This window comes from Streptomyces sp. 2-1 (assembly GCF_048564895.1).
GTDB lineage: Bacteria > Actinomycetota > Actinomycetes > Streptomycetales > Streptomycetaceae > Streptomyces > Streptomyces phaeochromogenes.
The window spans coordinates 1564949-1579449 of record NZ_CP183383.1 but is presented as its reverse complement, the minus strand read 5'-3'; the positions used below and the strand labels follow the sequence as shown (position 1 = coordinate 1579449).

Below are 14501 nucleotides of genomic sequence, written 5' to 3'. Positions count from 1 at the left end.
CCCGGTCAGCCGGCAACGGCCGACCGGGCGGGAGCGTGTCCGGTCCTGAGCGTGCCGGCGGCGTGCTCCACCTCCGCGAAACTGCGCGCGGGCGATTCGGCGGCCGCGCCGTACGGAGGGCAGGCCGGCAGACCCGCCGTGGCGGAGGCGGCCGGAAGGGTGAACCACACGACCTTGCCCGACTCGCCGTCCGGCCGCACACCCCAGCTCTCGCTGAAGGCCGCGACCATCGCGAGACCACGTCCGCAGGTTGCGGAGCAGTCGGCGTCCCGCACCTCGGGAAGGCGCGGATCGTTGTCGTGCACCGAGACCGTGAGGCGGTCGAGCAGCAGCTCGATCTCCACGGTGCACAGCTTGTCGGGCACGGCGTGCCGGTGGACGTTGGTCAACAGCTCCGTCACACCGAGCGCGGCCCGGTCTATCAACGGATCGAGATGCCAGTAGCGCAATTGCGCAGATACGATTCTGCGGACCTGGCCGATCCGCGACGGCAGGGCTTGGAGCTCCACCGTGCAATGCCTGCTTGGCTGGCTGATCACGGCTGCGACTCCCCGAATTGAGGTCCGGAAGAAGACGGAGTACGGATCCAGCGGGCGGCCTGAGTGCAGACGACCGCCCGCGGTTGGTGCCCGGCGGGCTGGTTCGCAGCGTTATCGCCGGTAAACCCAGAGTGACGTGAGAACAGCGTGACGCAGGAGGTGCGGTCTCGCAACTCGCGGTGTCCGTGGCGATGTCTTCGGCAACCGGACCGGCAACGGGAGGGCTTTCAGCGCCCGCGCCCCGCCGCCTTGCGCACGGCCTCGATGAACCGGCTGGCAGCCGGTGGGCCCGGTTCCCCCGGAGCCGGATCGTGGTCCCCCAGCGTCAGCAGATAGCGCGTGCCGTTGACGTCGGCCAAGGCCCGGTCGTCATGGGCGAACCAGGGCTTCGACGCCCGGACCGCCTGCACCGGCGCGCTGTCGATCTCGCTGCCGTAACTGGTCAGCAACTCCAGCCTGCCGTCGCTGATCCGGACCTGTCCGGCCCGGGTGAGCGAACGCAGCCTCTTTCCGATCCGCACGCCCGTGGCCGTGAACTCCGGCTCCGCCATGTGCCCCGCCCCCTTGTGCGCTTCGGCCCGTGTGCCTCGGCCCGTGTCCTCGGTCTGGCCATACCTGCTTCGGTCCGGCCACGTCGTGACCCGGGTGGATCCCGCTCCAGTGTGCGTCCCCGCCCGGACCGGCGTCCCATGCGGTGCAGTCTGCCCGCCTTCGGTGTCGAGCACCAGTGCGCATGACGACGTCACGGGTGCTCTCCGGCGCACTCGCGCGAATGCGCCCCCCTACCGCCCGAAGTGGGCTGCGCCAGGGGTTCCTTTGAGGTGCTCAAAGGTGTGTTTATGCAGGTGAGAAGCGTGCGGAAGGTGCATATGATCGAGGTGTCAGGCCGCGTGAACCGGCGTCGGCACAACCGAAGGAGCCCCGCCGTGACCACCCCGCAGCAGGCCCGCACCCATGAGCCGATGGCCACGCTCGATGTCGATCACAGCGACGCGGAGTACCGGCACTGGCTCAAAGAAGCCGTACGGAAGGTCCAGGCCGACTCGAACAGATCGGCCGACACCCACCTCCTGCGCTTCCCGCTGCCCGAGGGATGGGGCATCGACCTCTACCTCAAGGACGAGTCCACCCACCCCACCGGCAGCCTCAAGCACCGCCTGGCCCGCTCGCTGTTCCTGTACGGCCTGTGCAACGGCTGGATCCGCCGCGACCGCCCCGTCATCGAGGCGTCCAGCGGCTCCACCGCCGTCTCCGAGGCGTACTTCGCGAAGCTGATCGGGGTGCCCTTCATCGCCGTCATGCCCCGCACGACCAGCCCCGAGAAATGCCGCCTGATCGAATTCCACGGCGGACAGTGCCACTTCGTGGACGATCCGCGGACGATGTACGCGGAGTCGGCGGCCCTCGCGGCCGAGACCGGCGGGCACTTCATGGACCAGTTCACCTACGCCGAGCGGGCAACGGACTGGCGCGGCAACAACAACATCGCCGAATCGATCTACCGCCAGCTGGAGTTGGAGCGCTACCCCGAACCGGCCTGGATCGTCGCCACGGCCGGCACGGGCGGCACGTCGGCGACCATCGCCCGGTACGTGCACTACATGCAGCACAACACCCGTATCTGTGTGGCCGATCCGGAGAACTCCTGTTTCTTCGAGGGCTGGACCACGGGCGACCCGGACGTCACCACCGACTGCGGGTCACGCATCGAGGGCATCGGCCGGCCACGTATGGAACCGAGCTTCGTGCCGGGAGCCATCGACCGCATGATGAAGGTGCCGGACGCGGCGAGCGTGGCCGCCGTGCGGGCGCTGGAAGCGGCCATCGGGCGCAAGGCGGGCGGCTCGACCGGTACGGGGTTGTGGAGTTCGCTGAAGATCGTGGCGGAGATGGTGGCCGCGGGGCGGACCGGAAGCGTGGTCACGCTGTTGTGCGACCCGGGGGATCGGTATCTGGACAAGTACTACTCGGACGAGTGGGTGGCCGGTCAGGGGCTGGACATCGAGCCGTACGCTGCCGCGATCGAGTCGCTGCTGGCGACGGGGGTCTGGCCGGACTGAGGAGTTCGCCGGGTGTGCGACCTCGTCCGCGGGCCGTCTGTGGCTGGTCGCGCAGTTCTCCGCGCCCCTGATGGGGCGCCCCTGAGCGTGACGCGGACATGGATCACGCCGGCATGGAAGCGAGCCGTCGATCCAGCTTCGTCACCGCGTCCCGGAATGCCCGGCCCAGGCCCGCGCGGCCCAGCTTTATCGCGAAGCGGAACGGTGCTGTTCCGTCGGCTGCCCAGGTCCACTGGACTCTTGTGCCCGTGCCGTCCGGGGTGAGGCGCCACTCCTCGACGAGGGCGCGGGTGCCGGGAGCGTTCGTCACGTCGACGCGGTACGTGTAGACCGCGGAGGGCTCGGCCGCGAGGATCGTCTCCTCGAAGCGTGTCCCGCCCTTCAGCCGGACCTGCCGCCCGGCCCCGTCCTCGGTGGGGCGGGCCGCTCTCACCGCCGAGAACCACTCGGACCAGCCGGCCACGTCCTCGGCCAGTGCGCGATAGACGGTCTCGGGGGACGAGGCGATCCTTCTCGCGAACACGAGGCGCAGGGGAGCGGTCTCGACGAAGTCGACTCCCACCGGACGCAGTCGGTGTGCCATGTACGGACCCCCTCGCGGGAACAACTCGCGGGAACAAACGGGGAACGAAACCGAACGCAGCCCCACAACGCGGTGGTTGACGAGGCATCGTCACCATAGCTGGCGGCCTGTGAGCTGTCTGTAGCGCCCACCGATGCCCCGCCGCCGTCAGGCGTTCGCCTCCCTCAGGCGTCGGTCTCCCTCAGTCGTCCGTCTCGCTCTCGTCCTCGGGCTCGCCCGCGACCACCAGCCGCCGCAGATGCTCGGAGATCTCGGCACGCGCCCCGGCGGGCAGCCCGTCGTCCGTGACCAGCGTGTCGATCTGTTCCAGCGCGGCGAACGAACTCAGGCCCACCGTGCCCCACTTGGTGTGGTCCGCGACCACGACGACACGCCGTGCCGACTGGACGAGCCGCCGGTTGGTCTCGGCCTCCGCCAGGTTCGGCGTCGACAGACCGGCCTCCACCGATATGCCGTGCACACCCAGGAACAGCACGTCGAAGTGGAGTGCCGCGATCGCCTGGTCCGCGACGGGTCCCACCAGTGAGTCCGACGGCGTGCGCACACCACCGGTCAGTACGACCGTCGCCGCTCCCTGGCGCTGTCCCGAGGTGCGCTGCGCCGCGTGGAAGACATCGGCGACCCGCACCGAGTTGGTCACGACCGTCAGATCCGGCACGTCGAGCAGCTGATGGGCGAGCGCGTACGTCGTCGTGCCGCCCGACAGGGCGATCGCCGTGCCCGGTGCGACCATCGCCGCGGCGGCCCGCGCGATGTCCTCCTTGGCGGACAGCTCCAGACCCGACTTGGCCTCGAAGCCCGGCTCGTGCGTGCTCGCCTCGACCACCGGGACCGCTCCGCCGTGCACCTTCTCCACCACGCCCTGGCGGGCGAGCGCGTCGAGATCGCGGCGGACCGTCATGTCCGACACGCCGAGTTTCCTGGTGAGTTCGTTGACGCGGACACCGCCGCGCCGCCGGACCTCGTCGAGGATCAGAGCGCGCCGCTGCTCCGCGAGGAGGTTCTGATTCTCACTCACGTCCGCTCCGGTTCCCTTCGCCTCGACACGTCCGGCAAGTCCCCGAACCCCCTCCGACAAGGACATTCACCCTCACCTCCGGTCCATGGGATGCCCCATCCTCGCACGGGTCACCGCAGGTCGCGCCACTGCCTGTGGCGACGCGCACACGTCACGCTGCCATCTTCCGTGCGTCACTGTCACACGGATCGGGGAGATTCCGTGACGAGTGGTGCGCAACGGTCCCGGAGGCGGGATCCTTGTACCTGAACATGACATGTGCCGTACGGGCATCACGGGGGAAGCAGAGCAGTGGAGCGTCCACAGAGGCATGCCTCGCCGCAAGAGGCGCACGAATCCGAACAGCGGCCCGCGACGGCCGACACCGCACTCGAACTCCTGGTCCACGGCGTCGGCGGTACGACGCCCCAGGAGATGCTCAACGATCCGCGCACCGTCCGGATCACCGGCGACGACACGGCCGCGGTCTTCCGTCGCGCCGACGACGTCGAAGCGGAGAAGCAGGCGGCGAAGCGGCTCGACGAGGACCCGGGCAAACCGGTCCCCGAGGCGTACGTCTGGTGCAATCTCACCTCCGGCAACGGCTCCCGCGCCCTGTGGCTGCTGCTCCTGCCGTTCATGGTGGTCAACCTCGCCCACTGGATGCGCCCCACGGTCAGGGACAACCGGAAGCGCACGGTACGGCTCTACGGATTACTCGTCCGCCTGGCCGGCCTGACCCTCACGGTGCTGCTGGTCGCCGCCGCCTGCGAGGTCGCCCTCGACCTGGCCGCCTGGCAGTGCGCGGGCACCGGCGGGTGCGCCCAGGAGCACTCCTGGCTGGGCTTCCTCTCCCCGGCCGGCCCCGACGCCGGCTGGTGGAGCCTGCCGGGCCGCCGGCTCGCCCTCGCCGCCCTGGTGCCCGCCGCGCTCACCGTCCTCCTCTGGTATCTCTCGCACCGCACCTGGAGCGCGTACGAGTCCCAGCCGCCGATCGAGTACGGGTCCGAGTCCGACGACGAGACCGGTCGAGCCGGACTCGGGCGCCCGGGCTTCTGGTACGGGCGCCGGCTGGTCGCCCGGCTCCGCGCGGCGCACACCGCCGCGGGCCTGCTGACGATCGTCGCGGCGGTCGGCACCTCCGCCGCACGCTACGACCGCGAGCCCGGCGGGCCGCCCGTCCTGGAGGCACTCGGCCGGATCGTGGAGGCGTCGCTAGTGGTGGGCGGGGTCGTCGTCGTGTGGGTGGTCTGTCGCCGTGGCCGCAGCGAGCACCGGCTCGACCGGCACCTCGACGCCGCCCTGGTGCGCTGGCTGCCCATCGGCTCGCTCGTCCTGCTCGCCCTCACCCTCCTGTACGCCGGCTGGTCGCGCCCGGAGTGGGTGTCGGCCGGTCAACTGCCCGGTGGCGCCGCGATCTTCGGTGGCATCGCACTCGTCCAGTGCCTGCTCGTGATCGTGCTCGGCGTGGTGGCCCACCTCCTGTACCGCGCCCACCCGGACCCCCGTACCGCGATGCGGGGTCTGGCCGGGCCCGCCGTCGCGATGCTGGCCTGCGCCCTGGGTGGGGTCATGTCCGGCGGGGTGGCCCAGCGAGTCGCCGACTGGCTGGACGGCACCGGAGGAACGATCGAGGGCCCGCCCGTCCTGCTGACCTGGCAGGCCTCCGTCATCCCGCCGCTGCTGATCGTCCTGCTCGCCCTCGTCGGCTGGCTGGCCAGGCGCACCGTACAGCTGCGCCGCATCGAGACGGCCGCGGTGGAACTCGACTACGAGGACGAGCCCGCCGACACCGGGCGCACCCACCGCATCGCCCGCATGCGCGCCATGGCCGCTCTCACGGACCGGGCGCCCCGGATCATCGGCATCACCTCCATAGTGACGCTCCTTCTGGGTGCCCTGGCCCTGGTGGGCGCGATGACCACCGACGAGACGCCCGGCGAGGCCGCGCACGGTACGTACGCCGTCGTGGAGGGGGCGGCGGAGGCCGCGCAGGCGCTCGGTTCCTGGCTGATCGGTGTCGGCTTCATACTGTTCGTCACCTGGGGCCGGCGCGCCTACAAGGACCCCTCGGCCCGGCGCACGATCGGCATCCTGTGGGACGTCGGTACGTTCTGGCCGCGCGCGGCGCATCCCTTCGCGCCCCCTTGTTACGCCGAGCGCGCCGTGCCGGACCTGACCTGGCGCATGGCGACCTGGACCAGTGCCGCCGAGGGCCGGCGGCTCGTGCTCTCCGGTCACTCCCAGGGCAGCGTCCTCGCGGCTGCCGCGGCCTGGCAGCTCAAGCCGTCGGTGCGCAAGCGGGTCGCGCTGCTGACCTACGGCTCGCCGCTGGAGCGGCTCTACGGGCGCTGGTTCCCGGCCCACTTCGGGCCCGACGCGCTCAGCGGCCTGCACCGCGAGGTCGACTGCTGGCGCAACCTGTACCGGGCTACCGACCCCATAGGCGGCCCTATGCGGCTGCCCGGCGACTGCGGACCCCAGGTCGACCGGGAGGCCCTGAAGGACCCTCTCGCGTACGGCCGCACCGAGGACCACCCGCTCCCCGCGCCGATCCTCGGCCACTCCGACTACCAGGCGGACCCCGCCTTCGCCGAGGAGCGGAGGAAGCTGCTGGCCCGGCTCAGGCCGGAGGTGCCGGGGCCACGGGAGGACAGCGGACCCGAGGAGTCCCAGGAGTCCCGGCTGGAGCCGACGTCCATGTGAGGTCGACGGCGAGGCACGCATCGCCCGTCCATGTGAGCCGGGCGATGCGGCAGGGCCTCAGGGCAGCTCCGGCAGGTCCTCCGCGTACAGGAGGGTGAGGTCGTCCTTGCTCGGCTCGGGGAGCTGGGCGACCCGCCCCGCGTGCCGCTCCACCATCGCCTCGAAGGTCTGCCGCGCCGTGCGGCCGTTTCCGAACGCGGGGCCCTTCGGGATCGCCGTGAAGTACTTGATCAGCGCCTCGCCCGCACCCGGCGCGATCCGGTACTCGTGCTCCTCGGCCTGCTGCTCCACGATCCGCAGCAGTTCCTCGGAGTCGTAGTCGCCGAAGGTGATGGTCCGTGAGAAGCGGGACGCCACACCGGGGTTGACGGTCAGGAAGCGCTCCATCTCGGCCGTGTAGCCCGCGACGATCACCACCACCGCCTCCCGGTGGTCCTCCATCAGCTTCACGAGCGTGTCGATGGCCTCGCGGCCGAAGTCGCGCCCCGAGTCCTCCGGCGAGAGCGCGTACGCCTCGTCGATGAACAGCACTCCGCCGCGGGCCCGGTCGAAGGCCTCCTGCGTACGGATGGCCGTGGAGCCGATGTGCTCGCCGACCAGGTCCACGCGGGACACCTCGACGAGATGACCCTTCTCCAGGACTCCGAGCGAGGCGAGGATCTCGCCGTACAGCCGGCCGACCGTCGTCTTGCCGGTGCCCGGGGAGCCCGTGAAGACCAGGTGGCGTCGTGCCGAGGCCGCCTTCAGGCCCGCCTGCTGGCGGCGGCGGCCCACCTCGATCATGTCGGTGAGGGCCCGCACCTCGCGCTTGACGCTCTCCAGGCCCACCAGCGCGTCCAGTTCACCGAGGACGGCCGTCGACGAGCGCGTGGGCTGCTCGGGTTCCTGGGGAGCGGCGAGCGGCTCCTGCTCGGTGATGCGCTGCCCGGGGATCGCCCCCAGCAGACCGGGTGACTGGCTCGTGGTCTGTACGGCGGTCTCCTGTGCCGGAGGCCGCACACTCGCGCTCTCGTCGCTCGTGCAGTCCTCGACCACGGGGCCCGTGCCGGACGCCTGGTCGCCGCCGGCGTCCGCGAACTCGTAACCACCGCGCGCACACCGCTCCGTACGGCACTTCTTCAGTGTCGTACGGCAGCCGTCGAGCACATGGAAGCCGTAGCCGCCGCTGTCCGTGACGCGGCAGCCTTGGAAGCTGCCTCGGCCGCCTGCCGAGACATAGAAACCGGCCTCCGCGGGCGAGGTGACCGTGCACCGTTCGATGGTGGGGTCGGCGCCCTTGGTGACGATCACGCCCGTCTGAGTGCCGTCCACGGTGCAGCCGTTCAGCGTTCCGCCGCTGCCGTGGTCGCGGAACCAGGCGCCCGTCGCCGCGTCCCGGATCCGGCAGTCGTCGAGCTGCGCGGTCGCGCCGTCGCTCACCGACACGGCCGTGTTGCGGACTTGAGAGATGTCGCTGTCGACGACGTCCGCGCGCGAGCCGCGGTCCAGCACGAACAGGGCGTCCGGCACGTCGTGCACCCGGCACGAGTCGAGTACGACCGTCGCGCCGTCGCTGACCCACACCGCGGGGTAGTCGCCCGTACTGTCGTGGATCTCGCACTGGTTGGCGTCCACGCGCGTGCCCGGGTCCCAGACCGACAGGCCGTTGCGGCCGAACTGCCGCACGGTGGAACGGGTCATGGTGAGGACCGAGCGGGACCGCAGGTCGACCGCGTTCTCCGGGATGTCGTGGATGCGGCAGTCGGCGAGCGTCAGGACGGCGTCCGTGTCGAGCGTGATGCCGTCCGCGGTCGTACGGTGCACATCGCAGTCGGTGAGGTGCGCCGTGGCCCGCGCGGTGACCTGTACTCCGCTGCCCCTGACCTCGTACACCTCGCAGCCGATGGCTTCGAGTGCGGACTGCTCGCCGGTCGCCGACAGGCCCGCGCCCGAGGTGTGGTGGATCCGGCAGCGCTCCAGACGCGGATGCGCGCCGCCGCGCACGGAGACGCCCGACTGGCCGGCCGCCACGACCTCGCACTCCTCGAACACCCCGCCCCCGCCGTCCAGTACGGCGATACCGACACCCGCGGGGTTGTCGACGGTGCAGCGCCGCACCGTCGGACGCGCGCCGCCGCGCACCTCGATACCGGCCGCGGAACGGGTGACGATCCGGATGTCCATCAGCTCCGGTGTGCCCTCCTCGACGAGCAGGGCGGGCGCGGCCGAGTCCTGTCCCTCGACGAGCAGGTCCTGGACCACGGCGGAGGCGCGCACGGTGAGCGGTACCCCGTCGACGGGAGCGATGCGCACGGAACCGGAGGAGCCCTCGGGGCCGCGCAGCGTCACCGCCCGCTGGACAACAAGGTTCTCCCGGTAGGTTCCGGCGGCGACGGTGAGGACGTCACCGTCGGCCGCGGCCTCCAGGGCGGCGGCGAGCGATGCGTACTCACCCGTGCGGCGCCGCCACCTCGACGTACCGGTGTGCGTCACCTGGACCGTGCCCTGTGCCATGGCGCTGCTGTGCCCCCACCTCGTCGTACGCGGGTCCTGAGAGGCTCTTCCCGACACCCGGCCGCGTCAACTCCGCGCACGGGGAACGAGAACAGCCTCTCACGACGGTGCCGAACATCTCGGCCGGTCCACCGTAGCGTGCGCGGAGCCGGCCGGTTGACCGGAGCGGTGAGGCCGTCAGCTGCCCGTGCCCGTCCTGCCCCAGTCCGGGCCTGCCTGCGACCATGCCTGGTCGAGTCGGTCGTACCTGCGCCGCACCATGCGCCACACCACCAGCCGCCGGGAACCCTCGACGAGCCCCGCGCAGGCGACGGCCGTGCCGAACCCGGCCAGGACCGCATGCGTCGCCGCCGTCGCGGTGTCGAGCGGCCGGCCGACAACTCGGCCGTGCAGGTCGGTCCAGACCGTGAAGTGGTCGCCGCGCTGCGGGGAGTTCAGAGCCGCCATGACCGTGTCGCGCTGCGTGGTGCCGTCGGGGGCCTTCCAGTCGGCGATGACACGGGTGTGCGAGTCACGCCCCGAGGACGTCTCGGGATCGGGGTCGAGTGGAGTGCGGTCCGCCTTCTTGACGACGGTCGCCACCACCGGATGGCGGTCCAGCCGCTGCTCGCGCACGGACTGCTGCAGGGCGTCCTGGGCGAGCCCGCCGATCAGGACACCGGCCAGGGGTGCCGCGACGAGGATCAGCAGCAGCGCCCCCAGCGCAAGCCACGCCTCGGCGAGATCCGTCGTACGCCGCAGCGGGTTGTGCCGCCAGCGCCAGAGTCCCCTGATGGCCCGCAACGTTCCGACCCCCTTCCGCGTCGGTGATAACCCCCACCGGAGTCGTTCACGCGCGGTGCCGGCGAAGAGAGAGCGAAGTCACCCCTCGCGCCCGGCCTCTCATGAACTTCTCACACAGGCTCAACGGGCATGCCGGGCGTCGGTGTTCCCACGGCGAGGGCCTATTCGAGGAGCCTGACCGGATCGCCCACGCGGACCGAGCCGGGGGACTCCGGCACGAGATTCTGCCCGAAGACGAGCTTGTCGCCGAATCGGCGGTGGCGGGCGAGGGTGCGCAGCGGCTCCCTGCCGCGCTCGGCGGTGCTCTGGTCGGTGGTGGTCACGACGCAGCGGCCGCACATCTTCGCGACCCGGAAGGTGACCTCGCCGATGGCGATCCGGGACCAGTCGTCCTCGGCCCAGGCCGCGGTGCCCTCGATCACCACGTTCGGCCGGAAGCGGTTCATGGGCAGCGGGCCCTCGCCGGGCCGGTCGCCCCGCGCGATCAGCGCGTTGAGGGCGTCGAGCGAACCGAGCGTGGTGAGCAGCAGGGGATAGCCGTCGGCGAAGCTGACCGTCTCGCCGGGCCGGGCGAACTCCGGATCGATGGGCCTGCGCACGGCGGGGTCGTCGAGGTGCACGAGACGCACGCCGATGCCGAGATAGTCGCTGAACCAGGAGTGCGCCGAGGCGTCGGCGGCGACCCCCTCCACCTTGTCGTTCCAGATCTCCACCGTCGTCGTCCCGGTCGGCTCGGGCACACGGACGGCGAGCGGCTCACGGCCGGGCGCGGACAGCAAAATGCCGCCGTCGGGCCCTTGCTCGACGGCGGACAACGCCATGCGCGGCTGTGGACGTTGGGTGACGACCTTGTCGTTCTTGTCGATCAGCACCCAGCGCCGGTCACCCGCCAGACCCCACGGCTCCACGACGGCCTCGCCCAGGGCGTGACCCCCGGCCGCCTTCAGCGGATAAACGTGGATCGAGTGCAGCACCGGCTTCGACATGAGGTCATCGTGCCAGCGGACACGGACGACCTCGGCCGATTTTCCTCAGTAACCGCGGTACTGCTGGTTGTTGTAGGGCTCCTGGTACGGGGCCGGGGCGGGACGCGGGGCGGCGGGACGCATCGCCTCGTAACCCGTACCGCCCGCCATCGGACGCTGCGGCTGGGGAGCCTGCTGGCCCGGGTAGCCGCGCGGCGCACCGGCCTGCTGAGGGATGTACGGCGCGGCCTGCTGCAGCGGAGCGGGCTGTTGAGCCTGCGGGTAGGCGTACGAAGGAGCTTGCTGGGAGGGTCCGGCAGGCAGTGCGGGCAGTGCTGACGGCAGCGCGGGCAGGTGACTGCCCGTGTCATAGGCCGCGGGGACCCGGATCGGGGCGATCTGCGGGGTTCCCCGCTCGGCCACGAGGGAGTCGTAGATCGGAGTGTCCGGGAAGGAGGCGGAGTAGTAACCGCCGCCATAGGTGGAGCGGGGGGAGGTCATGGCACATAAGTTAAGCCCACGATGTGCTGGTTGGGGAGACCGATAAGAGGGTTGTTTTCCGTGTCGGCGGTGACGTGGGATCGTCAATGCGAGCGAACTTGGCGAAAAGGGGCGGCGGCCGGTGCTCAGTTCATGTAAAAGCCGAGTTCCAGGCCGGTTACTCGTGGGTTGGTCGTTGATCTCCCGCACCGGGTGATGGGCGTTCGCCGCTCGGGGGATTAGGTTGGCGCAGAACGGCTGAACGAGCCGGATGAACTGAACGTGACCAGGCGCGGTCGTGCGCGGAGACACCCGATGGGGGCGGACATGTCAATGCCTAAGGGATCGAACGTTCCGGTGCCGACGACCGGACTGCGAGTCGAGCTGGGATGGCAGGCGGGCCCGGGCGTACCCGACGCCGATGCCTCCGCTCTCCTCCTGGCATCCGGGAAGGTCCGCTCCGACGCGGACTTCGTCTTCTACAACCAGGCGAACCACTCCTCCGGCGCGGTGCGGCACGAGGGCAAGCGGAATGCCGGCGGCCAGGTGAACGACACGCTGTTCGTCGACCTCGCGCGCGTGGAGCCCGCGATCGAGACGGTTGTGCTCGCCGCGTCCTCGGACGGTGGCACGTTCGGGCAGGTGCCCGGGCTCTACATCCGGGTCGTCGACGCACAGCAGGGGACGGAGATCGTGCGCTTCGACAGCGAGGGCGCGAGTGTCGAGACGGCCTTCGTGCTCGGGGAGTTCTACCGCCGTCAGGGCGCCTGGAAGTTCCGCGCGGTGGGACAGGGCTACAGCAGTGGTCTCGCGGGACTGGCCACCGACTTCGGGATCTCGGTGGACGAACCGCAGCAGGCGGCACCGGCCCCCGTGGCCCCACCCGCCCCCGTGGCCCCACCGGTCACCGTCCCGCCGGTCACGGCCGCGCCGGTGACACCGCCCCCGGCCCCACCCGCACCGCCCGCCCCTCCGACGGCCCCGGTGCGCCTGACCAAGGTCACGCTCACCAAGGAGGCCCCGTCCGTCTCGCTGACCAAGCAGGGCGGCACCTCCGGTGTGATGCGCGTGAACCTCAACTGGCAGGTGCGCAAGCAGTTCTCGGGGTGGCAGGCCAAGCTGGGCCGGGCCGTCGCCATGCACGCGGACCTGGACCTCGACCTGTGCGCCCTGTACGAGCTCTCCGACGGAAGCAAGGGTGTCGTCCAGGCCCTGGGCAACGCCTTCGGAGCACTGCATCAGCCGCCGTTCATCCATCTCGACGGCGACGACCGTACCGGGGCCTCGACGAGCGGCGAGAACCTCAGCATCAACCTCGACCACACACGGAACTTCCGCCGCCTCCTCATCTTCGTGACCATCTACGAAGGGGCGCGTTCCTTCGCGGACCTGGACGCGACGGTGACCCTCCAGCCGCTGCACGGGGCGCCCGTCGACTTCTCGCTAGGCGAGTGCACGGTCCCCTCGACGGTGTGCGCGCTCGCCCTCATCACCAACACCGGCAGCGACCTCGTCGTCCAGCGCGAGGCCCGCTTCCTCGTCCCCGATCGCGGAGTGAGCCCGCAGCGCACCGTCGACTACGCGTACGGGTGGGGCATGAACTGGACGCCCGGCAGGAAGTGACCGGCAGGAGCCGTCCGGGCCGGGCGTGATCGCTCAGGGCTGCTCGGGCGCCGCGTCGGGGTGGGTATCGGGGCGGGTATAGGTGCGGCCCTTCCAGGCCGCACCTCGCCCCCTGTAGTGCTGCACCGCGGAATCCACCGTCATGAGGAGGTAGAGGAACGCGGTGACGGGGAGCGACGGGGCGATCCAGAGCGGCTGGCGGTAGTACCGGAGCATCGGCAGATACGTCACGGTCATCAGCAGCCACGCCAGCCCGCCCGCCACCGCGGCAGTGGCGTTGCCGACCGCGAGGCCCGTGAACAGCGCCACGGGCGGTACCAGATAGACGACGGCGAGACCGGCCACCGTCCCGGCCAGCACCAGTGGGTTGTGCCGCAGCTGGGCGTACGCGCTGCGCGAGACCATCCGCCACAGATCGTGCAGCCGCGGATAGGGGCGCACGCTGTCGACGTGTTCCGCGAGCCCAAGCCAGATATGCCCTCCGGAGCCCTTCACCGCCCTCGCCACCGCGACGTCGTCGATCACCGCGTGCCGGACGGCGTCCGGGATCCGCGCCCGCTCTGCGGCGTCAGTACGCAGCAGGACGCAGCCGCCCGCCGCGGCCGCGGTCCGCGACCCCTTCACGGCGATCCACCGGAACGGATACAGCTGGGCGAAGAAGTACACGAACGCGGGCACCACGAACCGCTCCCAGACGCTCTCCACCCGCAACCGCGCCATCTGGGACACGAGATCGAAGCCCCCGGCACGGGCCGCGGCCACCAACTCCCGCAGACTGTCCGGCGCGTGCGCGATGTCGGCGTCCGTCAGCAGCAGATATTCGGGTGCACGCGCGCGTGCCAGACCGATGCCGTGGCGTACGGCCCAGAGCTTGCCGGTCCAGCCCGCGGGCGGCTCCCCGGGTGAGTCGACGGTGAGTGGCAGCCCGCCATGCCGCCGTGCCAGTTCACGGGCCAGCTCCCCGGTGCCGTCCGAACTGCCGTCGTCCACGAGGAAGATCTCGGCCCGCCCCGGATAGTCCTGCGCGAGGAGCGAGGGCAGGCTGTCCGGCAGCACGGCGGCCTCGTCCCGCGCCGGTACGACGACACAGACGGACGGCCAGTCCTCCGGCTCCCGGCGCGGTGGCAACCGCATGTCCGTACGCCAGAAGAAGCCCTGGCCCAGGAGCAGCCACAGCCAGGCGGCGAGTGATCCGACGGCGGTCCACACAAGGGCGCTCACCCGTCGCAGTCTGCCCCACCCCGGCGGCCCGTCGAGGCGGATCGTCTATGG

12 protein-coding genes are annotated in these 14501 nt (G+C 71.0%); 3 read left to right on the top strand and 9 right to left on the bottom strand.

The window, feature by feature from the left end; all coding sequences use genetic code 11:
• Positions 1-5: 5 nt before the first annotated feature.
• Positions 6-539 carry an ATP-binding protein gene (locus tag ACN20J_RS07125; protein WP_189838677.1) on the bottom strand — a complete coding sequence of 178 codons (534 nt, stop codon included), beginning with the start codon at positions 537-539 and terminating at the stop codon, positions 6-8.
• A 227-nt stretch (positions 540-766) separates the two neighbouring features.
• Positions 767-1090 carry a hypothetical protein gene (locus ACN20J_RS07120; protein ID WP_055610419.1) on the bottom strand — a complete coding sequence of 108 codons (324 nt, stop codon included), beginning with the start codon at positions 1088-1090 and terminating at the stop codon, positions 767-769.
• A 411-nt stretch (positions 1091-1501) separates the two neighbouring features.
• Here ACN20J_RS07120 and ACN20J_RS07115 point away from each other — a divergent pair, with 411 nt between their 5' ends.
• A complete protein-coding gene (locus ACN20J_RS07115; RefSeq protein WP_189839185.1) occupies positions 1502-2599 on the top strand; it encodes a PLP-dependent cysteine synthase family protein in 1098 nt (365 codons plus the stop codon).
• 103 nt (positions 2600-2702) lie between these two features.
• Here the strand turns inward: ACN20J_RS07115 and ACN20J_RS07110 are convergent, their stop codons facing one another.
• A complete protein-coding gene (locus ACN20J_RS07110) occupies positions 2703-3182 on the bottom strand; it encodes an SRPBCC family protein (RefSeq protein WP_419665531.1) in 480 nt (159 codons plus the stop codon).
• Positions 3183-3363: 181 nt separating this feature from the next.
• Positions 3364-4200, bottom strand: a complete 837-nt coding sequence (locus tag ACN20J_RS07105) for a DeoR/GlpR family DNA-binding transcription regulator (protein WP_189838679.1) — start codon at positions 4198-4200, stop codon at positions 3364-3366.
• 291 nt (positions 4201-4491) lie between these two features.
• Between ACN20J_RS07105 and ACN20J_RS07100 the strand changes: the two genes are divergently transcribed.
• Complete coding sequence (locus tag ACN20J_RS07100; protein ID WP_419665530.1) at positions 4492-6885, top strand: hypothetical protein; 2394 nt, start codon at positions 4492-4494, stop codon at positions 6883-6885.
• 57 nt (positions 6886-6942) lie between these two features.
• On the opposite strand, the gene ACN20J_RS07095 is transcribed toward ACN20J_RS07100, so the two are convergent.
• The 4 genes from ACN20J_RS07095 to ACN20J_RS07080 form a co-directional block, all read right to left on the bottom strand.
• Positions 6943-9378 carry a right-handed parallel beta-helix repeat-containing protein gene (locus ACN20J_RS07095; protein ID WP_189838681.1) on the bottom strand — a complete coding sequence of 812 codons (2436 nt, stop codon included), beginning with the start codon at positions 9376-9378 and terminating at the stop codon, positions 6943-6945.
• A gap of 177 nt (positions 9379-9555) precedes the next feature.
• Positions 9556-10161, bottom strand: coding sequence for a hypothetical protein (locus ACN20J_RS07090; RefSeq protein WP_189838682.1), 606 nt, complete (start codon positions 10159-10161; stop codon positions 9556-9558).
• A gap of 161 nt (positions 10162-10322) precedes the next feature.
• The gene (locus ACN20J_RS07085) at positions 10323-11147 is read right to left on the bottom strand and encodes an MOSC domain-containing protein (protein WP_189838683.1); all 825 of its coding nucleotides are present in this window, start codon (positions 11145-11147) and stop codon (positions 10323-10325) included.
• A gap of 45 nt (positions 11148-11192) precedes the next feature.
• Positions 11193-11627, bottom strand: a complete 435-nt coding sequence (locus tag ACN20J_RS07080; RefSeq protein WP_189838684.1) for a DUF6643 family protein — start codon at positions 11625-11627, stop codon at positions 11193-11195.
• A gap of 294 nt (positions 11628-11921) precedes the next feature.
• Between ACN20J_RS07080 and ACN20J_RS07075 the strand changes: the two genes are divergently transcribed.
• Positions 11922-13229, top strand: coding sequence for a TerD family protein (locus ACN20J_RS07075; RefSeq protein WP_419665529.1), 1308 nt, complete (start codon positions 11922-11924; stop codon positions 13227-13229).
• A gap of 33 nt (positions 13230-13262) precedes the next feature.
• Here the strand turns inward: ACN20J_RS07075 and ACN20J_RS07070 are convergent, their stop codons facing one another.
• Positions 13263-14450, bottom strand: coding sequence for a glycosyltransferase (locus tag ACN20J_RS07070; protein WP_419665528.1), 1188 nt, complete (start codon positions 14448-14450; stop codon positions 13263-13265).
• Positions 14451-14501: the final 51 nt, after the last annotated feature.

Excerpts from the sequence above, each read along its gene's own strand:
- ACN20J_RS07075 (WP_419665529.1), top strand. The coding sequence starts at position 11,922 with ATGGGGGCGGACATGTCAATGCCTAAGGGATCGAACGTTCCGGTGCCG.
- ACN20J_RS07115 (WP_189839185.1), top strand. The coding sequence starts at position 1,502 with ATGGCCACGCTCGATGTCGATCACAGCGACGCGGAGTACCGGCACTGG.
- ACN20J_RS07095 (WP_189838681.1), bottom strand. The coding sequence starts at position 9,378 with ATGGCACAGGGCACGGTCCAGGTGACGCACACCGGTACGTCGAGGTGG.
- ACN20J_RS07110 (WP_419665531.1), bottom strand. The coding sequence starts at position 3,182 with ATGGCACACCGACTGCGTCCGGTGGGAGTCGACTTCGTCGAGACCGCT.
- ACN20J_RS07080 (WP_189838684.1), bottom strand. The coding sequence starts at position 11,627 with ATGACCTCCCCCCGCTCCACCTATGGCGGCGGTTACTACTCCGCCTCC.
- ACN20J_RS07120 (WP_055610419.1), bottom strand. The coding sequence starts at position 1,090 with ATGGCGGAGCCGGAGTTCACGGCCACGGGCGTGCGGATCGGAAAGAGG.
- ACN20J_RS07085 (WP_189838683.1), bottom strand. The coding sequence starts at position 11,147 with ATGTCGAAGCCGGTGCTGCACTCGATCCACGTTTATCCGCTGAAGGCG.